This window comes from Streptomyces sp. NPDC056527, assembly GCF_042794475.1.
GTDB lineage: Bacteria > Actinomycetota > Actinomycetes > Streptomycetales > Streptomycetaceae > Streptomyces.
Window position 1 is genome coordinate 1 of record NZ_JBHTTQ010000098.1, and the last position, 19,808, is coordinate 19,808.

Sequence of the window (19,808 nt, forward strand, 5' to 3'; positions counted from 1 at the left end):
GCGTAGTACGGGTCAGGCGGGGGTCAGTCGCGCTCCAGCCGCACCGTCGGCAGGACCCGCTCCAGCGGGGCCGGGAGCCACCACGCGCGCCGGCCGAGCAACTGCATCACCGCCGGCACGATGAGACAGCGGATGACGACCGCGTCCAGCAGGATCGCCACGGCCAGCCCGAGCCCGAACTGCTGGAGCATCCGGTCGGGGCTCAGGACGAAGGCCGCGAACACCACGATCATGATCGCCGCGGCGGCCGTGATGACCTTGCCGGTCGCCGCCAGACCCTCCCGGACCGCGCCCTGCGGGTCCTTGGCGCGCTCCCACTCCTCGTGGATCCGGGAGAGCAGGAAGACCTCGTAGTCCATCGAGAGACCGAAGACGATGGCGAAGATCATGACGGGGATGAACGCCTCGATCGGACCGGGCTGCACCCCGAACCAACCGTGCTGGAAGACCAGGGTGATCACCCCGAGCGCCGCCCCGATGCTGATCAGATTGAGCAGCGCGGCCTTCACCGGGATGAGCACGGACCGGAAGACGAGGAGCAGCAGGAGCGCGGAGAGACCCACGACGATCGCGACGAACAGCGGCATCCGGTCGGCGACGGTGGACGCGAAGTCCTCGGTCGCCGCCGTCGGCCCGCCGACCAGCAGATCGGCGCCGGTCTCCCGCTCCAGCGGCGGCAGGACGTCCGACCGCAGGCGCTCGACGAGCTCCGAGGTCGCCTCGGCCTGCGGGGCCGAGTAGGGGAAGGCGATGACGGTCGAGACGGAGGCGTCCTTCGTCGGGATCGGCGCGGTGGCCGCCGCGATGCCGTCCGTCTTCTCCAGGGCCTGGCGCAGCGCGACCGCGGTGCGCTCGCCGCCGCCGTCCGCGACCACGATCAGGGGTCCGTTGAAGCCGGGCCCGAACCCGTCGGCCAGCAGGTCGTACGCCTGCCTGCTGGACTTCGCCGGGGCGTCGTTGCCCGCGTCGGCGAACCCCAGCCGCATGTCGAGCGCGGGCGCGGCGAGCGCGCCGAGCGCCACCACGGAGACGAGCAGCGCCGCCCACGGCCGCTTCTGCACCGCCGTCGCCCAGCCGCGCCACCGGGCGCCCTCCGGGCGCGTCGACTTCGCCGCCCGCTTGGCCACCTGACGTTGGATCCGCCGTCCGAAGATCCCGAGGAGCGCAGGGAGCAGGGTGAGAGAGGCGGCCATCGTGACCAGGACGGTCAGGGCGACGGCGAGGGCGACGCCCTGGAGCGAGCCGAGCCCCAGCGCGACCAGACCCATCAGCGCGATGATCACCGTGCAGCCCGCGAAGAACACCGTGCGGCCCGCCGCGTCGAGCGCGGTCCGGGCGGCCCGCTCGGGCTCGGCGCCGTGCAGCAGCTCGCCGCGGTAGCGGGAGAAGATCAGCAGCGCGTAGTCGATGCCGACGCCGAGACCGACCAGCATCATGATCGGCGGGGTGAAGTCCGCGACGTCGGCGAGGTGCGAGGCCAGCGCGATCAGCCCGATCGAGCTGCCGACGGCGAAGATCGCGGTGACCACCGGCAGGCTCGCGGCGACCAGGGAGCCGAACAGGAAGACCAGGATGACCAGCGCGCCGAGCATCCCCGCGCCCTCGGCCGCGCCGCCTCCGCCCTCCTCCGCGCCGCGTGCCGCGTCTCCGCCGACGGCGGCGGTCAGCCCGTCGCCCTGCGCCGCGCGCACGGTCTCGATGATCTTCAGTACCTCGGTGCGATCCGTGTTCTCCGCCTCGCCGTCGAGGGTGACGGTGGCGTAGGCGACCGTTCCGTCCCGGGATACGGCGGCCCCGTCCTCGTACGGACTGCGGACGCCGGTCACCCCGGGAAGCCGCTCGACCTCGTCGAGGAGCCCCTCCACGCGCGCGTGGACCGTCTTCTCGCGGACACCGTCCTCATCCTTGACGACGATCTGCAGCGTCGCGTCCGTGGCCTGCGCGGAGCCGTGCCGTTCCAGGACGGTTCGCGCCGCCTGGGAATCGGTCCCGGGCAGCGAGAAGTCGTTGTGGTAGGCGCTGCCGGCGATCGTCGAGGCACCGGTCGCCGCGGCCACGACCACGATCCACAGCAGCACGGCGGACCAGCGGTGGCGGTACGAGAAGGCGGCCAGGCGCTCGAAGACGCTGCCCCGCCGGGGCGTCGGAGTCGGCGGGTTCGCCGGGTCGGCCGTGGGATCGGTGTCCCGCGTGACGGTCATGGTCGTTTCTCCTTCTGGGAGTCGGAGCGGTCACAGGTACGAGGGGCGGGTCACCCGGTGCCGGAAGGTCCGCCAGGTCCACGCCTGGGCGGCGACGAGGAGCGGGGTGACGACGAGCAGCGCGGGGACCAGGAGGGTGAGCGTCGCGCCGTCCGCGGCCCGATCGGTGAGCGGGAGCGTGCTTCCGGCGAACAGCGGCAGCACCGCCAGGAGGACACCCGTGAGGGCGAAGGACTGCCAGGGCCGGCCGGTCCGCCCCACCAGCAGGCGGGCGCGTTCGTAGGGGGGGCCGGTCAGCCGGAGCGTGGCGAAGCCCAGCCCGTGCGCGGCGAAGAGCGCGGCAGTGGCGAGGGCGACGAGGATCGCCGTGGGGCCGGTGGCGGTCTCGTCCGGTGTGCCGGTGAGGAGCGCCGCCAGCAGCCAGCCCCAGGCCAGCGCGACCGTCCAACTGCCGCACACCACCGCCCCGTCGCACACCGCGCGCCAGACGCGGCCACGGCCGCGGCCGCGCGACCACAGCCCGACGTCACGGACGATCCAGCCGGTCAACAGCGGGACGAGGACCGCGAACTGGCCGGTCAGCAGCTCCCCCTCGAGATCGGGGAAGCAGCCGACGAACACACCGGCCGTGGCGATCAGCCACACCTCGTTGCCCAGGAAGAAGGGCGCGAAGGCGGCGATGACGAGCCGCCGTTCGCGGTCGGTGCGGCCGAGGTACGGGGTCAGCATCCCGGTGCCGATGTCCGCGCCGGCGAGCACGAAGTAGCCGGTGGCGAAGAAGGCGAGAAGGGCGATGGCGAGGGATTCCACGTCGGCTCCTCAGTAGCTCGTGGCGGGAAGGGAGTCGGTGGCGTCCTCGTCCTCGGGCCCGACCCGGTCGTCGTGGCCGAGGCCCTCGTCGACCGGGCCCCGGCGGGCCCACCGGGTGAGCAGCCAGGCGTTGAGGACGACGAGCAGCGCGAAGAGGGTGGTGAAGACGATCAGGGAGGCACGCATGGCGCCGGGGGAGAGGCCGGAGACCGCGTCCTCGGTCTTCAGCAGCCCGTACACGACCCAGGGCTGCCTGCCTGCTTCACGGAAGACCCAGCCGCTGATCATCGCGATATAGGGCAGCGGCACCGCGGCCATCAGGGTCAGATGCCAGAGCCGGAAGCGGAAGACGACCTTCTTGAAGCAGGCCAGGATCACGCCGGCGAGCGTGAAGTACATCATCAGGCCGAAGCAGATGAGCATGACCAGACCGCCGCCGCGGGTCCACGCCTCGGAGGGTATGTAGTCGCCGGGACCGAAGCGGGCGACCATATCCGCCTGGATCCGCGCGATATCGGCCGTGTTCTGGCTGAACACGGCCGACTTCATGGGCTGGAGGGTGCGCAGTGAGCCCAGCTGAATGCCACCGAAGGCAGCGGTGACCATGAGGGCGGGGAAGGAGAGGAACACGCCGATCCGCAGACTCCGGCCGAAGAACTCCCACTCGGACGTGCGCCGGAAGAGGTGGTACGCGCTCACACCCGCGACGAAGAAGCCGGCCGTCAGCAGCGCCCCCGCGACGATGTGCCCGAAGGCGAGCAGCGCCGAGGGATTGGTCAGCACGGCCACCGGGTCGTCCAGGACCAGCTTGCCGCCCTCGGTCCGGTGTCCGACCGGGTTGTTGAGGAAGCCGTTGGAGACGAGGATCCAGTACGCGGAGAGGTACGCGGTCAGGGTGACGACCCAGATCATCGCCAGATGCGCCCACCGGTTGAAGCGGTGCCAGCCGAAGATCCACAGGCCGAGGAACGTCGACTCGACGAAGAACGCGACGATCGTCTCGACCGCGAGCGAGGCGCCGAAGACGTTGCCCGCGTAGTGCGTCAGTCCGCTCCAGCTCATGCCGAACTGGAACTCCATCACGATGCCGGTGACGATCCCGACCGCGTAGTTGATGACGTACAGCTGGCCCCAGAACCGGACCATGCGCGCGTGCAGCGGCTTTCGTCCGATCGTCGCCACGGTCTGGACGACGGCGACGACGGTCGCGAGCCCCAGGGTGAGGGCGACGAAGAGGAAGTGGCCGCCCGCCGTGAGGGCGAACTGCAACCGGGCGAGATCGAGGACGTCTGGATTCACGCAGCCAGCGTCGGCGTACGGCTACGGGGACGGCGTCGCCCGGCGGTGGACAGTGCGTGTACCCCCGCAGTTGCGCCGCCCCACGCGCGCGTACCCCAGGAGTTGCGCCCACGCGCGCGTGCCCCCTAGGGGGCACGCCCAGCGGATCGGGGTCGGCGGTGGGCTACGCCGGATCTCACCCCAGCCAGCCGGGCGTGATCATCCCCGACTCGTACGCCAGGATCACCAGCTGAGCCCGGTCCCGGACGTCGAGCTTGGTCATGATCCGGCTGACGTGCGTCTTCGCGGTCGCCGGGGACAGGACGAGCCGCTGGGCGATCTCGTCGTTGGAGAGCCCCGCGCCCACCAGGCCCATGACCTCGCGCTCCCGCTCGGTGAGCGCGTTCAGGCGCGGGCTGGGGTCCGGCTGCTTCGAGCGGCCCGCGAACTCGGCGATCAGCCGGCGGGTCACGGCCGGGGCGATCAGCGCGTCGCCGCGGGCCACCACCCGCACCCCGTGCAGCAGCTCCATGGGTTCGGTGTCCTTCACGAGGAAGCCGCTCGCTCCGGCGCGCAGCGCCCCGTAGACGTAGTCGTCGACGTCGAAGGTGGTCAGGATCACCACCTTGACCTCTTCGAGCCGGGCGTCGGCGGTGATCCGGCGGGTGGCCTCCAGACCGTCCAGGCCCGGCATACGGATGTCCATGAGGACCACGTCCGGGCGCAGTTCGCGGGCGAGCGTGATCGCCTGCTCGCCGTCCCCGGCCTCCCCGACCACCTCGATGTCGTCCTCGTCGGCCAGGATCGAGCGGAAGCCCGCCCGTACCAGTGTCTGGTCGTCGGCGAGTACGACGCGGATCATCGAGGGTCCCCCTTGGACGTGGTGTTCGTGGATGCCGGAGCCTCGACCGGCAGACGGGCGTCGACCCGGAAGCCTCCGGCGGTGCTGTGCACGGTCAGATCGCCGCCGAACGCCCGGGCACGCTCGGCCATACCGCGGATGCCGCTCCCCAGGGGCTGCTCCTCCGGAGCGCCCTCGCCGTCGTCCTCGATCCGCAGGCGCAGCTCGTCCGCACGCCAGTCGAGCGCGATCGTGGCGGTACGGGCCCCGGAATGCCGGGTGACATTGGTCAGCGACTCCTGCACGATCCGGTACGCGGCGAGATCGACGGGCGGCGCCAGCGGAACGGGCGTCCCGGTCAGCTCCGTACGGACGTCGAGGCCGGTGGTCCTCGCCCGCTCCACCAGTTCGCCGAGCAGGGCGAGCCCCGAGGTCGGGGAGGTCGGCGCGGCCTCGTCGGCCTGGCGCAGCACGCCGAGCGTCGCGCGCAGCTCGCGCAGCGCGTCCTTGCTGGTGGCCTTCACGGCCTGCAGCGCCTCCTCCGCCGCGGCCAGCGCGACATCGGGGGCCGGATTCTTGCCGAGCCGGTGCAGCACCGCACCGGACTGGACGTTGATGAGCGAGATGCTGTGGCCGAGCACGTCGTGCAGTTCCCGGGCGATCCGCAGCCGCTCCTCGGTGGCGCTCTGCCGGGCGCGCGCCTCCTGCTCGCGCTCGGCCGCCAGCGCCCGCTGCTCCACCTCGCGCAGATAGGCGAGCCGGGTCCGCTGGGCACGGCCGACGGCGACCAGGCTGATCAGCCAGCCGGCCAGCATCGCGAGGGAGGTGTCGTCGATCTGGCGGTGTCCGGGCGACTGACGGATCTCGCCGAGTCCGACGGCGAGCAGCGTGACGGCGGCGAGCGCGACGGCTGCGGCGAAGCGGCCCTCCGCGGCCGTGGTGTAGAGCGCGAGCGCGAAGGCGATCATCAGGGGACCGTCCTGCGCTGACAGGGGGTAGTAGGCCATGCAGGAGAGGAGCGTGACGACGGCGACGGTGACGGGAGCCCGGCGCCGGAAGCAGAGAGCCCCGCACCCGACCGCGATCAGCACCCAGCCGATGACGGTGCGGCCCACCGGCTCGTCCGCGTACTGAGCGGACACCAGCGTCCAGACGACCACGACGAGGGTGACGACCAGCGCCACGACGACATCGGCGGCCCGCGGCGACATTCGGCCGCGTCGGACGCGGAAGGGGAGGGCCATGTCAGGAAGGATAGGCGGGTGCGGCAGGCCCTGCGTGGTGCGCTTGACACTGAAATCGAACATGCATTCTTATGGGATTCCGGCCCTTGGAATCGCGGGGTTGTGGGCGAGTTATCCACAGGTCGGAGGGACGGCGGGGCCCGTTGTCAGTGGCAGGGGTTAGCGTCTTTCACATGAAGCGATCGACTCAAGCAAACCGGGTGGAACCCATGGCAGGTACCGACCGCGAGAAGGCCCTCGAAGCCGCGCTCGCTCAGATTGAACGGCAGTTCGGCAAGGGCGCCGTGATGCGCATGGGCGACCGCACCCAGGAGCCGATCGAGGTGATCTCCACCGGCTCGACCGCCCTCGACGTCGCCCTCGGCGTCGGCGGCCTGCCGCGCGGCCGTGTCGTGGAGATCTACGGACCGGAGTCCTCCGGTAAGACGACCCTGACCCTGCACGCCGTCGCCAACGCGCAGAAGGCCGGCGGCCAGGTGGCGTTCGTGGACGCCGAGCACGCCCTCGACCCCGAGTACGCCAAGAAGCTCGGCGTCGACATCGACAACCTCATCCTGTCCCAGCCGGACAACGGTGAGCAGGCCCTCGAGATCGTCGACATGCTGGTCCGCTCCGGCGCCCTCGACCTGATCGTCATCGACTCCGTCGCCGCGCTCGTCCCGCGTGCGGAGATCGAGGGCGAGATGGGCGACTCGCACGTGGGTCTGCAGGCCCGTCTGATGAGCCAGGCGCTCCGGAAGATCACCAGCGCGCTCAACCAGTCCAAGACCACCGCGATCTTCATCAACCAGCTCCGCGAGAAGATCGGCGTCATGTTCGGCTCGCCGGAGACCACGACCGGTGGCCGCGCCCTGAAGTTCTATGCCTCGGTGCGCCTCGACATCCGCCGCATCGAGACCCTCAAGGACGGCACGGACGCGGTCGGCAACCGCACGCGCGTCAAGGTCGTCAAGAACAAGGTCGCGCCGCCGTTCAAGCAGGCCGAGTTCGACATCCTCTACGGCCAGGGCATCAGCCGTGAGGGCGGCCTGATCGACATGGGCGTGGAGCACGGCTTCGTCCGCAAGGCCGGCGCCTGGTACACGTACGAGGGCGACCAGCTCGGCCAGGGCAAGGAGAACGCCCGTAACTTCCTGAAGGACAACCCCGACCTCGCCGACGAGATCGAGAAGAAGATCAAGGAGAAGCTCGGCGTCGGGGTCAAGCCGGAGGCCGCGTCGGCCGAGGCGGGCACGGGCGCCGCGGGTGGCACGGAGCCGGCGGCGGCGGACGAGGCGGCCAAGGCTGCTCCGGCGGCCAAGGCCACCAAGGCGACCAAGGCCCCGGCGGCCAAGAGCTGACGCTGTGACCGGTCGCACCGAATGGCCGGGCGACAGTTCCGACTCGTCGAGGGCCGAGAAGGAACTGTCGCCCCAGGATCCGGCTGAGCGGGCGCGGGCGATCTGCCTGCGCCTGCTCACCGGGACCCCCCGCACGCGCAAGCAGCTCGCCGACGCCCTGAGCAAGCGCGAGATCCCCGACGACGTCGCCGAGGAAGTCCTCTCGCGCTTCGAGGACGTGGGGCTGATCGACGACGCCGCCTTCGCGGACGCCTGGGTGGAGTCCCGGCACCACGGGCGCGGACTCGCCCGCCGGGCCCTCGCCCGCGAGCTCCGGACCAAGGGCGTCGACCCCTCGCTGATCCAGGAGGCCGTGGGGCAGCTGGACTCCGAGCAGGAGGAGGTCACCGCGCGCGAGCTTGTCGACCGCAAGCTCCGCGCCACCCGTGGCCTCGACCGGGACCGCAGGCTGCGGCGCCTCGCGGGAATGCTCGCCCGCAAGGGATACCCGGAGGGCATGGCCCTTCGAGTCGTCCGACAGGCCCTGGAGCAAGAGGGCGAGGACACGGAGGGACTGGACGAGCCCTTCTAGCCGTCCCGGGTGCGGCGGGGGAACCCGCACCCCGATGAGCTACCGGCGCACGGGCCAGGGCGCGGTCCGCATGCGACGGCGCGGGGTATCCGTCCGCATACGACGGCGGCCAACGGTCGCAGCAGTGGAGCGGCCGAGGCGTACGTGGCGTCCTGGGGCGTACGTGGCGGTGTCAGTCCGTACCCGAGGTGGCGCCACCGTTCGTGTACGGCGGGTGCCGACCCGCACACGCGACGGCGCCATCGGCCGCAGCAGCGGAGCCGCCGGTCCGCATGCGGCGGCGGCACCGGCCGTAACAGTAGAGCCGCCGGTCCGCATGCGACGGCGCCGTCGGCCGTGTGCGGAACTAGCCCCTCGGTGCCGGTAGCAGTACCGGCAGGCCCGCCGCCTTCCATGCCTGGAAGCCGCCGATCACGTCGGTCGCACGGTGCAGACCCAGCTGCCGCAGCGACGCGGCCGCCAGCGAGGACGCGTACCCCTCGTTGCAGAACACGACCACCCGCAGGTCGTGGCTGTTCGCCTCCGTCGCGCGATGGCTGCCCAGCGGATCCAGTCGCCACTCCAGCTCGTTGCGCTCCACGATCAGCGCGCCGGGGACCAGCCCGTCCCGCTCGCGCAGCGCCGCGTACCGGGTGTCCACCAGAAGCGCGTCACCCGCTTCGTACGCCTCGTGGGCCGCACGGGGATCGATCCGGTCCAGACCGGACCTGACCCGCTCCAACAGCTCGTCGATTCCCACCCGTTCGGTGGCGTTGCGCTCAGTCACTGCCAGTCCTCCGGACCCTCGACCTGCTCAAGACGGAGCACCGCGCCCGACCGGCTGAAACGCCGGATCAGCGGGAGCGGTGGATAGTACGCGTGCACCGACACGGCATGCGCGTCACGGGACTCGTTGAGCACCTCGTGCACATGGTGCTGCCCGAAGGCACGCCCCTTGCCCGCCGGCAACAGCCGTTCCCGGTCGACCCCGTCGGCCAGTTCCAGGGTCTTCCAGCCGCTCGAAGGCAGCCGTACCGCCAGCGAGTTCTCCTTCAGGGTGCCCCGCGCGGTGGTGAACGCGCCCTGCGATTCGGCGTGGTCGTGCCAGCCGGTGCCCGTCCCCGGCGGCCAGCCGATCAGCCACGCCTCGCTGCCACGAGGGCCGTCGAGCCGTACCCACGTACGCCCCTCCGGGTCGAGCGGGAGCGAGTCGATCAGTTCGGTGTCGGCGGCGGTACGGCGGACGAAGTCCATGAGGTCGGCGGCGGTGGGGGCGGAGGGGCCGGAGGAGACAGCAGGGGGCGCCGAAGGCGCGGAGACATGCTGGGGCATGAAAAGACCGTCCTGAGGTTCGCGGAAGTAGCGCGCGACACGTACGCCGACGTCAGCGGCGAAGGGCACGCGAAGGGAGAGGCGAATTCAGCAGGACGGGCGACACACGCAGCCCGCGTAGCGGACGAGGTCCATATGGACCCTCCGCCACAGGCGCACATCGGTGTCGGTCACGCTCCGGAGTACACCATGTGCGCCCACGAGGGTCAATTGATGTCCGCCGTGCGGTCACTCTTCTCGGACACCGGCTTGGGCATGGGCTTGGCGATGGCCTGGGACGCGGGCTTCCCGACAGGCCCGGGTACGGACGCGGGGGTGTTCTTCGGCGCCGGCCCGGCCTTGGGCTCGGTCCTGTGCGCAGGCTCGGCCGCCTTACCGCCCCGCGTCGCGTCCGCGGCCGCGTACAGCTCGTCCGGTCGGACCCCGGGGAACGAGGCGACCAGATGGCCGTCGGGCCGTACCAGCAGGACGGTGTGGGCCGCGGCTCCCGGATACGCCTCCGTCACCAGCAGCTCCGCCTTCACCGGCAGAGCCCGTACCGCCTCCACGAGGCGGGGCATCACACCCGCGCTCATCCAGTGCCGTCGGTCCCACACACCCGTTCCGGGTGCGACCAGGACCACCAGGAGCCGCCCCTGCCCGAGCCGGTCCCGGAGCCGTACGGTCGTGCCGTCCGGCGCGGTCACCCGGACGTCCTCGACCGGTGCGCCCTCGTCCGTACCCACTGCCACCTGGGAAACCCCGGCGTCCTGGGGTGCGAGGGGGGAGTGCGGGTACGCGGGGGGCGCGCCCAGCGGCCCGCGCCCCAGATGGCCGTCCGTCAGCAGGCTGTCGTGACTCCGTGTGCCGCCCGACAGGTACGTCCGCAGGCCCCCGCCGCCGCGCAGTACGGGCAGCGACTGGTCGGCGGCCCGCAGCCGGGAGGCCACGGCCGCCCGTCGCTCGCTCTGGTAACTGTCGAGCAGCGTGTCCGAGGCCCCGTGGTGCCAGGCGTATGCGAGCTTCCAGGCCAGGTTGTCGGCGTCCCGCAGCCCCTCGTCGAGACCCTGGGTGCCGACCGCGCCGAGCAGATGGGCCGCGTCCCCCGCGAGGAAGATCCGGTCCACCCGCCAGCGCCGCGCGAGCCGGTGGTGCAGCGTGTGGACGCCGGTGTCGATCAACTCGTACGGAGGTGTCTCCCCGCCGCACCAGCCGGCCAGGGTGTCGCGGATCTTGGCGACGAGCGCGTCGGGTGTGACGAGGTCGCCGCGCGGGGGCAGCAGCCAGTCGATCCGCCAGACGCCGTCCGGCAGCGGACGTGCCGTGACCTCCTCGCCGCCACCCCGCCACGGCGGCTGGCGGTGCAGGACGGCCTCGCCCGGCCAGGGGAGTTCGGTGCGCAGCGCGGCGACCGCATGCCGCTCCACCGCCGTACGCCCGGGGAAGCGGATGGAGAGCAGCTTGCGCACCGTGGAGCGGGCGCCGTCGCAGCCGACCAGATGGCTGCCGCGCCACCAGGTCCCGCCGGGACCGCGGGTGTGCGCGGTGACACCGTTCGCGTCCTGCTCGATCGTGTCCAGCCGGGCCTCGGTGACGAGCTGGACGAGCGCCTGCCCGGCGATCGCGTCGCGCAGTCCACGCGCGAGGGCGTGCTGGGGGATGTGCAGGGGAGCGGCAGGGCCCTCGCCGTCACTCTCCGTGCTGCCGAGGCCGAGGTTCAGCTCGATGTGCCTCATCTGTTGCTTGCGACGCAGTGAGCGCCAGCCGACCCAGCGGACCCCCTCGTCACGGAGGGTGGCGCAGCCGAGTCGCTCCACCATGGCCGCCATGTCGGCGCGCAGCACGACCGTGCGGGCGGGGCGGGGTTCCTCCTTGCCGTGCCCTTCGTCGAGGACGACGCTGGGCACGCCCTGCGAGGCCAGGGCAAGGGAGAGCGCGAGGCCCACGGGCCCCGCGCCGACGATGATCACCGGGTCCACGGCGCGGCTCCTGAAGGCCGTTCGGTCATGCGGGTAGCACAGCGAAGTGTGGCGCGAGCCCGGTGCGTGATCACAGAACGTATGCAACCCATTGCGGGTGCTTGCGTCAAGCGACGGGGGCAGCGGCGCGACCGCCACTGCCCCCGGATGATGTCACATACTGTCAGTTCTTCGTGATACCAGGCCCGTCGGCGCCGCCCGCGCCGCCGCCGGCCGTGTTGCCGAAGGCCTGACCGGCGTCGGCGGTGAGCACGACCTCCTTCGCCGCGGTGTCGGGAGCCAGGATCCCCGTCTTCGCCCGACGGCCCCGCTTCTCGATCCACGTGGCGAGCGCGGAGAGCGCCAGACACATCGCGATGTAGATGATGCCGATGACCACGATGGTGGACACGTACGGGTACTGGCCGTTCACCTGCGTGTTGGAGGCGATCAGGCGGGCCGTCTGGAGCAGCTCGGGGTAGAGGATCACGAAGCCGAGCGAGGTGTCCTTCAGGGTGACCACCAGCTGGCTGATGATCGTCGGCAGCATGGCGCGGACGGCCTGCGGCATCAGGACCGTGGTCATGACCTGGGTCTTGCTCATGCCCAGGGCGTACGCGGCCTCGCGCTGCCCCTTGGGCACCGCGTTCACGCCGGCGCGCAGGACCTCGGCCTGCACACAGCCGTTGTAGACCGACAGACCGAGCGCCAGCGCCCACATCGAGTAGTCGACCAGGAAACCGACCCACACGGCGTAGATCGTGATCAGCAGCGGGATCGAGCGGAAGATCTCGATGAAGCCGGTGGCCAGCAGGCGGACCGGCTTGTGGTCGGAGAGCCGGCCGACGGCGAGGAGCACACCGAGGACGATCGAGCCGACCGCCGCGAGGCCGAAGGCCTTCAGGGTGGCGATGACGGCGTCGGCGATGTTCTGCCGGATGCCCGCGTAGTTGAAGATGTCCCACATCGCGGGGTCGAGATGACCCTTTTCGCTCAGCCGGACGACGCTCACGGCGATGAGCGCGACGATGGCGAGGGTGCCCACGACGGCGTAGATCCGGTTGCGGATGCGCGCCTTGGGGCCCGGGGTGTCGTAGAGAACGCTGGCACTCATCGGGCGACCTCCATGCGGCGCTCAAGGAGACGGAAGATCCCGCTGATGGTGAAGGTGACGACGAGATACGCGGCCGCGACCCATATGAAGATCGGGATGATGTCGTAACCCTGCTCGCTCATCAGCGTCTGCCAGCCGAAGAGTTCGGTGACGCTGAAGGCGCCCGCGATGGCCGAGTTCTTGGTGAGCGCGATGAAGAGCGAGCTCAGCGGCGGCAGCACGGTCCGGGTGGCCTGCGGCAGCACGATCATCCGCAGGGTCTGGGAGAACGTCATGCCGAGCGAGCGGGCGGCCTCGGCCTGGCCGAGCGGCACCGTGCTGATGCCGGACCGGACGGCCTCGCAGATGAACGCGGAGGTGTAGAAGCCGAGCGCGAGCGAGCCGAGCACGAACGGGCTCATACCCGGGAAGAGGATCTCCGGGATGACGAAGAACGAGACCAGGAAGAGCAGCGTCAGCGGGGTGTTGCGCAGCAGCGTGACCCAGAGGGTGCCGAAGAAGCGCAGGGGCGGCACGGGCGAGACCCGGAAGCCGGCGACGATGATGCCGAGGACCAGCGCGATGACCGAGCTGACGGCGGTGATCGACACGGTTCCTATGAAGCCGTCGCGGAACTCCGGGAAATGGTCGAGCAGTACGTTCATGAGGTCTCCGCGTCGGCGGTCAGCGGCCTACGGACAAGGCGGACGGGCAAGGCAGGGGCGGGCGTGCGCGCGCAGGGGGAGCGGCGCCCCGTACTCGGGTACGGGGCGCTCGCGTCCAAGCGGCGATCAGTAGCGGTTGACCGCCGGCGGCTCGACGTACGCGGAGCCGGAGAGACCCAGAGTCGCCTCGTAGATCTTCTTGTACGTGCCGTCCTTGGTGTACTTCTCAAGGATGTCGTTGATCTTGTTGCGCAGGACGGTGTCGTCCTTCGGGACGCCGACACCGTAGGGCTCCTCGGTGAACGGCTTGCCGACGACCTTGAGCTTGCCGGCGTTGGCGGCGGCGTAGCCCTTGAGGATCGAGTCGTCCGTGGTGACGGCGTCGACCTGCTTGGTCAGCAGCTGCTGCACGCAGTCCGAGTACTTGGCGAGCTCGGTGGTCTCGGCGCCGTACTGGGGCTTCTTGATCTCCTGCAGCGGGGTGGAGCCCGTGATGGAGCAGACCTTCTTGCCCTTGAGGGTCTCCGGACCGGTGATGGCGGTCTCGTCCTTGCGGACCAGGAGGTCGGCGCCGGCCTTGTAGTACGGGCCCGCGAAGCCGACCTGCGCCTTGCGCTTGTCGTTGATCGTGTACGTGCCGACGTAGTAGTCGACCGAGCCCTTGGAGATCGCCGTCTCGCGGGACTTGGAGTCGACCGTCTTCCACTCGATCTTGTCCTCGGTGAAGCCGAGCTCCGCCGCGATCATCTTGGCGATCTCGACGTCGAAGCCGGACCGCTCCTTGGTGGCCTGGTCCTCGAAGCCGAGGTACGGCTGGTCGGCCTTGGAGCCGATGACCAGCTTGCCGCGCTTCTGCGCCTCCTTGAAGGTCGGCGACTCCAGCTTCACATCGGTGGCGACGATGTACTTGGGGAGCTGGGGGGCGGCCTTGTCGCCGGGCTTCACGGCGGGCTTGTCGCCGGCCGAGCCCTCCTTGCCACCGCAGGCGGTCGCGGTGAGCGCGAGAACGGCGACGGCCACGGCCGCGGACTTGCGGAGCTTCATGGTGAACATCCCTTGGTTCGTGGGTTGTTGGTCGGCAGGGTGAATCATGGGGGCTGACCGTCGTCAGTGGTGCAGGATTTTCGAAAGGAAGTCCTTCGCCCGGTCGCTGCGCGGGTTGCTGAAGAACTCGTCCGGCGTGGCCTGCTCGACGATCTTGCCGTCCGCCATGAACACCACGCGGTTGGCGGCGGATCGGGCGAAACCCATCTCGTGGGTGACGACCACCATCGTCATTCCGTCGCGCGCCAGCTGCTGCATGACCTCGAGGACCTCGTTGATCATCTCGGGGTCGAGCGCAGACGTCGGCTCGTCGAACAGCATGACCTTCGGGTCCATCGCCAACGCCCGTGCGATCGCCACGCGTTGCTGCTGACCGCCGGAGAGCTGCGCCGGGTACTTGTCGGCCTGCGTGCCGACGCCCACCCGGTCGAGCAGCGCGCGGGCCTTGGCCTCGGCCGCCCCCTTGACGGTCTTGCGGACCTTCACCTGCCCCAGCATCACGTTCTCGAGCACGGTCTTGTGCGCGAAGAGGTTGAACGACTGGAACACCATGCCGACGTCGGCGCGAAGCCGGGCCAGCTCCTTGCCCTCCTGGGGCAACGGCCGGTCGTCGATGGTGATGGTGCCGGAGTCGATCGTCTCCAGGCGGTTGATCGTGCGGCACAGCGTGGACTTACCGGACCCGGAGGGTCCGATGACGACCACGACCTCGCCACGGGCGATGGTCAGGTCGATGTCCTGGAGCACATGCAGCGCGCCGAAGTGCTTGTTCACGTTGGACAGCACGACCAGGTCGCCCGCCGCCGCTACGGCGTCTTCCGAGCCCTTGGTCACTGACACTCCGCTCATCGGCTCTTGCTCCGTCCTCCTCGGTTGGGGAGGACACTAGGCACGCGGTGCTACCAGCGTCATTACATCTGAGCGGAAATTGAGGATAACGATACGGCCGCATCCGGACACACTGCGTGAAGAGGACGCCCGGTGGCGTACCGGGTGCATAACAGAAACCCCGGGGTAACAGGGGGACACTTGACTGTGACGGCGACCATCGGCGTTCATGCGTTGGTACACCCTGGTACACAGATAGCCATCACCGCACGATCACGAAGCCACCGGAGGGGGGCCATGAGACTTCTGCTCGTCGAGGACGACGACCATGTCGCCGCGGCCCTGTCCGCCGTACTGGCCAAGCACGGGTTCACGGTCACGCACGCCCGCAACGGCGAGGAGGCGCTGCAGGCGGTCCTGCCCGCCGCGCACGGAGAACGCCCCTCGTACGGAGTGATCCTGCTCGACCTCGGCCTGCCCGACCAGGACGGGTACCAGGTCTGCGGCCGGATCCGTAAGCTCACCGCCACTCCCGTGATCATGGTGACGGCGCGGGCCGACGTGCGCTCCCGCATACACGGACTCAACCTCGGGGCCGACGACTACGTGGTCAAGCCGTACGACACCGGCGAACTGCTCGCCCGGATCCACGCGGTCAGCCGGCGTACGGCCACTGGCGAGGAGTCCGGCGCGGCCGGCGACGACGCGGCGCTGCGGCTCGGCTCCGTCGTCATCGAGCTGCCCACGCGCCGGGTCAGCGTCGACGGCACCGCCGTGCAGCTCACCCGCAAGGAGTTCGACCTGCTGGCCCTGCTCGCCCAGCGACCCGGTGTGGTCTTCCGGCGCGAACAGATCATCAGCGAGGTCTGGCGCACCAGTTGGGAAGGCACCGGCCGCACGCTCGAAGTGCATGTCGCCTCGCTGCGCTCCAAGCTGGCGATGCCCGCCCTGATCGAGACCGTGCGTGGCGTCGGCTACCGCCTGGTCGCCCCGGCCGCGTAGCCGCCCGGGTCCCACGTGCGCACTCGTCTTCTCCCGCTCCTCCTCGTCCTGATGGCCGGGGTGCTGCTCGCCCTCGGCTTCCCGCTCGCCGCCAGCCTGGCCGCGGCCGAGCAGCAGCGGGTGATCGTCGACCGGCTCGACGACGCGGCGCGGTTCGCCGCGCTCGCGCAGTTCGTCAGCGAGACCGACCCCGGGATCGACGAGCGCCGTACGACCCTCCGCGGCGAACTCGCCAGCTACCACGACGTCTACGGCATTCGTACCGGCATCTTCTACCGCGACTACCGTGCCATGGCCGCGGCGCCCTCGGACTGGGGCGTACCCGAGGAGGGGGAGGGCCGCCGCGCCTTCCAGGAGGCGCTGCTCGGCCGCCGCAGCCACGACCCGCCGCAGGTCTGGCCCTGGCAGCCGAACGCCCGCCTCATCATCGCCTCGCCCGTCGTACGGGACGGTGACGTGGTCGCCGTCGTGGTCACCGACTCGCCCACCGGACAGCTGCGTTCGCGCATCCTGCACGGCTGGCTGATCATCGCCGCGGGCGAGTTCGCCGCGATGCTGCTCGCCGTCGGCGCCGCCTTCCGGCTCACCGGATGGGTCCTGCGACCGGTCCGGGTCCTGGACGCCGTCACCCACGACATCGCCACCGGTCAGATGAACTCCCGGGTGGCCGAGGCGGGCGGACCGCCCGAACTGCGCCGACTGGCCCGCTCGTTCAACGAGATGGCCGACAACGTCGAGGACGTGCTGGAACAGCAGCGGGCCTTCGTCGCGGACGCCTCCCACCAGCTGCGCAACCCCCTCTCGGCGCTGCTGCTGCGCATCGAGCTGCTCGCCCTCGAACTGCCCGAGGGGAACGAGGAGATCGCCTCCGTGCGCACCGAGGGCAAGCGGCTCGCGCAGGTCCTCGACGACCTGCTTGACCTGGCGCTCGCCGAGCACGCGGCCGCGGACCTGCGATTGACCGACATCGGCGCGATGGCGGCCGAGCGCGTGTCCGCCTGGCGGCCGCTCGCCGAGGAGAAGGGCGTACGGCTGAGCAGTGAGCGGCGCGCCGTGACGGCGTGGGCGGACCCGGTGGCGCTCTCCAGCGCACTCGACGCGGTGATCGACAACGCGTTGAAGTTCACGCCGGCGGGCGAGGAGGTGACCGTCGCCGTCGCGTCGGGTGGAGACACCTGCACGATCGTGGTCGAGGACCACGGCCCGGGGCTGACGAGCGAGGAGCTCGAACGGGTCGGCGACCGCTTCTGGCGCAGCAACCGCCACCAGAACATCAAGGGCTCGGGCCTGGGTCTGTCCATCTCCCGGGTCCTGCTGGCGGCGGGGGGCGGCTCGATCGCGTACGCCCCGAACGAGCCCCACGGGCTCCGGGTGACGGTCACGGTGCCGAGGACGGTGCCGCAGGGGCGGTGACGGCGCCGGGGGATGCCCCCAAGGGGTTGCGCTACGGCTTCATCGAGCCAGCCCCCTGTGGCTCTGTGGCTCTGTGGCTCTGTGGCTTCGTGGAGAGGGGTACGGCCCCGTGGGCTCTGCGGCTTCACGGACGGGGAGCGGTACGGCTTCACGGGCTCTACGGCCGCACGGAGTCCTACGGCTTCACGGAGCGGTAGTAGCGCTGGGCGCCCTCGTGGAGGGCCAGGGGCTCCGTGTAGATGGCGGTCCGCAGATCCACCAGCTGAGCCGGGTGCACCTGGCCGCCGATCCGGTCCCGGCTTCTGATCACCGTGCGGGTGAAACCCTCCACGAGCGACGAATCCGACGCGTCGGTGGTCACCAGGAGGTTCGCCACCGCGAGCGTCTCCACCGGCTGTCCGTCCTGCGCGCGGGCGTAGGCGTCGGCCGGGATGACGGCCGACCGGTAGTGACGGTTCGACTCGCCGACGTCGTGGAGGTTGTCGATCAGCGTCGAGTCCAGCGGCACGAGCCGTACCGGAAAGCGCTCGGAGAGCTCCTGCACGGCTTGGGTGGGCAGACCGCCCGACCAGAAGAACGCGTCCAGCTTGCCGCGCTCCAGAAGGCCCGGCATCGTGTCGATGCCGGCCGACACCGGCTCGATGTCGACGTCGGGGGTGAGACCGCCCGCCGCGAGGACGCGGTCCGCGATGAGCCGAACCCCGGAGCCCTCCTGGCCGACGCCGACCCGCAGCCCGCGCAGGTCGGAGACCGACCGTACGGGGGCGTCCTTGCGGACGACGAGCTGTACGTAGTCGTCGTAGAGGCGCGCGCAGCCGCGCAGCTGCTCGAAGCCGGGCTTCCGGTCCCGCTGATACTGCGCGACGGCATCGGAGGTCGCGATGGTGAAGTCCGCCTCGCCGGATGCCAGCCGCGCGAGGTTCTGCTGGGAGCCCTCGCTGTTCCGGAGCGTTATCGAGACGTCCGGCAGATCGCGGGCGAGGGCCTGCTGCAGCAGCTCTCCGTACTTCTGATAGACGCCGGTGGGGACGCCGGTACTGAACGCGACCCGCCCACTGGGAGCGGGCGAACCGAAAGGAACCAGCCACCAGACGAGCAGCCCGCACACCACCAGAACCGCCGCCGACACCGTGAGAAGGCGACGACGGACGGAACGGGAGAGCGACTCGAGCATGGCGCGATCCTGCCAGCTCGAAGGCCAACCTGGCCAGGCCGACCGACGGCGGCCCACCCTCCCACCCCGCGGTGGGCACCTGCTCAGGCGGGGCGGGTCGGCCTCAGGGCGACGCTTCACCCGGGACCGGCACGGCCTCGCGCAAGAGGCTCAGGAGGGCCTTGGCGGCAGGGCCGGAAGGGCCCTCGGTGCGCCAGGCCAGGGCCACCCGGCCACGCGCGCGTGGATCGGCCAGTGGCCGGAGCCGCAGCCCTGATGCCCCCGCCGTCTCCTCCGGGCGCCCCGGAACCACCGCCACCCCCAGCCCCCGCTCCGCCAGCCGCACCAGCAGCTGCGGCGCCGCCGCCTCGAAGGCCACATGCGGGGCGAAGCCCGCCTCCCCGCAGAGCCGGTCGAGAACCCCACGCACCCCCGTCCCCCGCGGCAGACAGATCAGCCGTCGGCCGCGCAACGCGGAGACCGCCAGTGCTCCCTCCTCGCCCGCCAGCACATCGTCCGGAGCCACCGCGGCGACAAGTGGCTCGTCGACCACCAGCCGCAGCGTGAGCCCCGGCGGCGGCCCCGCCTCCGCCAGTCCGACCATCGCGATGTCGAGCTCACCGGCCCGCAGCGCGCCCAGCATCCGCTCCGACGTGTCCTCGGTGAGCGCGATCTCCACCTCCGGATGCGAAGCATGGAATCCGGCCAGCAGCCCCGCCATGTCGAACTCGTGCGTGCCGGCCCCGGACACGAGCCCGATCGCCACCCGCCCCCGCAGCAGCCCGCTGAACTCGGCGACCGTCTCCCGCACCGCGTCGCCGGCTGCCAGAGCCGCCCGCGCGTACGGCAGGACCGCCGCGCCCACCTCCGTCGGCGTCACCGTGCGCCCCGACCGGTCGAGCAGCCGTTGGCCCAGCTCCCGCTCCAACTGCGCGATCTGCGCGCTGACGCCCGGCTGCGCCACATGGAGGCGCGCAGCGGCCCGGGTGAAATTGGCCTCCTCGACCACCGTCACGAAGTACCGCAGCTGACGAAGTTCCATAACCAATGATTCTAGGAACCAGATGATCCATGTCT

The 19,808-nt window shown here is 70.8% G+C and carries 18 protein-coding genes and 1 pseudogene; 4 read left to right on the forward strand and 15 right to left on the reverse strand.

The annotated features are described in order from the left end of the window. Nucleotides 1–23 precede the first annotated feature (23 nt). The 5 genes from ACFQ7Q_RS30950 to ACFQ7Q_RS30970 all read right to left on the reverse strand — a co-directional run bounded on the left by ACFQ7Q_RS30950 (nucleotide 24) and on the right by ACFQ7Q_RS30970 (nucleotide 6,374). Nucleotides 24–2,201 (reverse strand): MMPL family transporter, encoded by a 2,178-nt coding sequence (locus ACFQ7Q_RS30950; protein WP_383560892.1) that lies wholly within the window; start codon nucleotides 2,199–2,201, stop codon nucleotides 24–26. Nucleotides 2,202–2,231: 30 nt separating this feature from the next. Then, nucleotides 2,232–3,011, reverse strand: coding sequence for a cytochrome d ubiquinol oxidase subunit II (locus ACFQ7Q_RS30955; RefSeq protein WP_383560894.1), 780 nt, complete (start codon nucleotides 3,009–3,011; stop codon nucleotides 2,232–2,234). A gap of 9 nt (nucleotides 3,012–3,020) precedes the next feature. Continuing rightward, on the reverse strand, nucleotides 3,021–4,310 hold the full coding sequence (locus ACFQ7Q_RS30960) for a cytochrome ubiquinol oxidase subunit I (RefSeq protein WP_383560896.1): 1,290 nt from the start codon (nucleotides 4,308–4,310) through the stop codon (nucleotides 3,021–3,023). A 175-nt stretch (nucleotides 4,311–4,485) separates the two neighbouring features. Beyond that, the gene (locus ACFQ7Q_RS30965; RefSeq protein ID WP_383560898.1) at nucleotides 4,486–5,151 is read right to left on the reverse strand and encodes a response regulator; all 666 of its coding nucleotides are present in this window, start codon (nucleotides 5,149–5,151) and stop codon (nucleotides 4,486–4,488) included. Then, complete coding sequence (locus ACFQ7Q_RS30970; protein ID WP_383560899.1) at nucleotides 5,148–6,374, reverse strand: sensor histidine kinase; 1,227 nt, start codon at nucleotides 6,372–6,374, stop codon at nucleotides 5,148–5,150. Before ACFQ7Q_RS30970 ends, ACFQ7Q_RS30965 begins: the two co-directional genes overlap by 4 nt. A gap of 209 nt (nucleotides 6,375–6,583) precedes the next feature. Between ACFQ7Q_RS30970 and recA the strand changes: the two genes are divergently transcribed. Both recA and recX read left to right on the forward strand, forming a co-directional pair. Next, nucleotides 6,584–7,714 (forward strand): recombinase RecA, encoded by a 1,131-nt coding sequence (gene recA, locus ACFQ7Q_RS30975; RefSeq protein ID WP_383560901.1) that lies wholly within the window; start codon nucleotides 6,584–6,586, stop codon nucleotides 7,712–7,714. Beyond that, a pseudogene (gene recX, locus ACFQ7Q_RS30980) lies at nucleotides 7,608–8,285 on the forward strand (recombination regulator RecX); the annotation flags it as partial. The gene recA and the pseudogene recX, both read left to right, overlap by 107 nt. A 346-nt stretch (nucleotides 8,286–8,631) precedes the next feature. On the opposite strand, the gene ACFQ7Q_RS30985 reads toward recX, so the two are convergent. The 8 genes from ACFQ7Q_RS30985 to ACFQ7Q_RS31020 form a co-directional block, all read right to left on the reverse strand. Continuing rightward, nucleotides 8,632–9,057, reverse strand: coding sequence for a rhodanese-like domain-containing protein (locus ACFQ7Q_RS30985; RefSeq protein ID WP_383560937.1), 426 nt, complete (start codon nucleotides 9,055–9,057; stop codon nucleotides 8,632–8,634). Continuing rightward, a complete protein-coding gene (locus tag ACFQ7Q_RS30990; RefSeq protein WP_383560903.1) occupies nucleotides 9,048–9,596 on the reverse strand; it encodes a cysteine dioxygenase in 549 nt (182 codons plus the stop codon). The genes ACFQ7Q_RS30985 and ACFQ7Q_RS30990 overlap by 10 nt, the downstream gene beginning before the upstream one ends. An 87-nt stretch (nucleotides 9,597–9,683) precedes the next feature. Then, complete coding sequence (locus ACFQ7Q_RS30995; RefSeq protein ID WP_376439179.1) at nucleotides 9,684–9,797, reverse strand: putative leader peptide; 114 nt, start codon at nucleotides 9,795–9,797, stop codon at nucleotides 9,684–9,686. A gap of 5 nt (nucleotides 9,798–9,802) precedes the next feature. Next, entirely contained in the window at nucleotides 9,803–11,554 is a 1,752-nt protein-coding gene (locus ACFQ7Q_RS31000; RefSeq protein WP_383560905.1) for an FAD-dependent monooxygenase, read from the reverse strand. 163 nt (nucleotides 11,555–11,717) lie between these two features. Further along, a complete protein-coding gene (locus tag ACFQ7Q_RS31005) occupies nucleotides 11,718–12,647 on the reverse strand; it encodes an amino acid ABC transporter permease (RefSeq protein ID WP_383560907.1) in 930 nt (309 codons plus the stop codon). Beyond that, on the reverse strand, nucleotides 12,644–13,291 hold the full coding sequence (locus tag ACFQ7Q_RS31010; RefSeq protein WP_383560909.1) for an amino acid ABC transporter permease: 648 nt from the start codon (nucleotides 13,289–13,291) through the stop codon (nucleotides 12,644–12,646). Before ACFQ7Q_RS31010 ends, ACFQ7Q_RS31005 begins: the two co-directional genes overlap by 4 nt. A 126-nt stretch (nucleotides 13,292–13,417) precedes the next feature. Continuing rightward, nucleotides 13,418–14,335 (reverse strand): glutamate ABC transporter substrate-binding protein, encoded by a 918-nt coding sequence (locus ACFQ7Q_RS31015; RefSeq protein WP_383560911.1) that lies wholly within the window; start codon nucleotides 14,333–14,335, stop codon nucleotides 13,418–13,420. Between the two features lie 63 nt (nucleotides 14,336–14,398). After that, a complete protein-coding gene (locus ACFQ7Q_RS31020; RefSeq protein ID WP_383560913.1) occupies nucleotides 14,399–15,184 on the reverse strand; it encodes an amino acid ABC transporter ATP-binding protein in 786 nt (261 codons plus the stop codon). Nucleotides 15,185–15,460: 276 nt separating this feature from the next. On the opposite strand from ACFQ7Q_RS31020, the gene ACFQ7Q_RS31025 reads away from it, so the two are divergent. Then, the gene (locus ACFQ7Q_RS31025; protein ID WP_383560915.1) at nucleotides 15,461–16,165 is read left to right on the forward strand and encodes a response regulator transcription factor; all 705 of its coding nucleotides are present in this window, start codon (nucleotides 15,461–15,463) and stop codon (nucleotides 16,163–16,165) included. A gap of 15 nt (nucleotides 16,166–16,180) precedes the next feature. Then, nucleotides 16,181–17,578, forward strand: coding sequence for an ATP-binding protein (locus ACFQ7Q_RS31030; RefSeq protein ID WP_383560917.1), 1,398 nt, complete (start codon nucleotides 16,181–16,183; stop codon nucleotides 17,576–17,578). A 175-nt stretch (nucleotides 17,579–17,753) separates the two neighbouring features. Here the strand turns inward: ACFQ7Q_RS31030 and ACFQ7Q_RS31035 are convergent, their stop codons facing one another. Continuing rightward, nucleotides 17,754–18,752 carry a TAXI family TRAP transporter solute-binding subunit gene (locus tag ACFQ7Q_RS31035; protein WP_383560919.1) on the reverse strand — a complete coding sequence of 333 codons (999 nt, stop codon included), beginning with the start codon at nucleotides 18,750–18,752 and terminating at the stop codon, nucleotides 17,754–17,756. 103 nt (nucleotides 18,753–18,855) lie between these two features. Continuing rightward, a complete protein-coding gene (locus ACFQ7Q_RS31040) occupies nucleotides 18,856–19,773 on the reverse strand; it encodes a LysR family transcriptional regulator (RefSeq protein WP_383560921.1) in 918 nt (305 codons plus the stop codon). Between the last annotated feature and the right edge of the window lie 35 nt (nucleotides 19,774–19,808).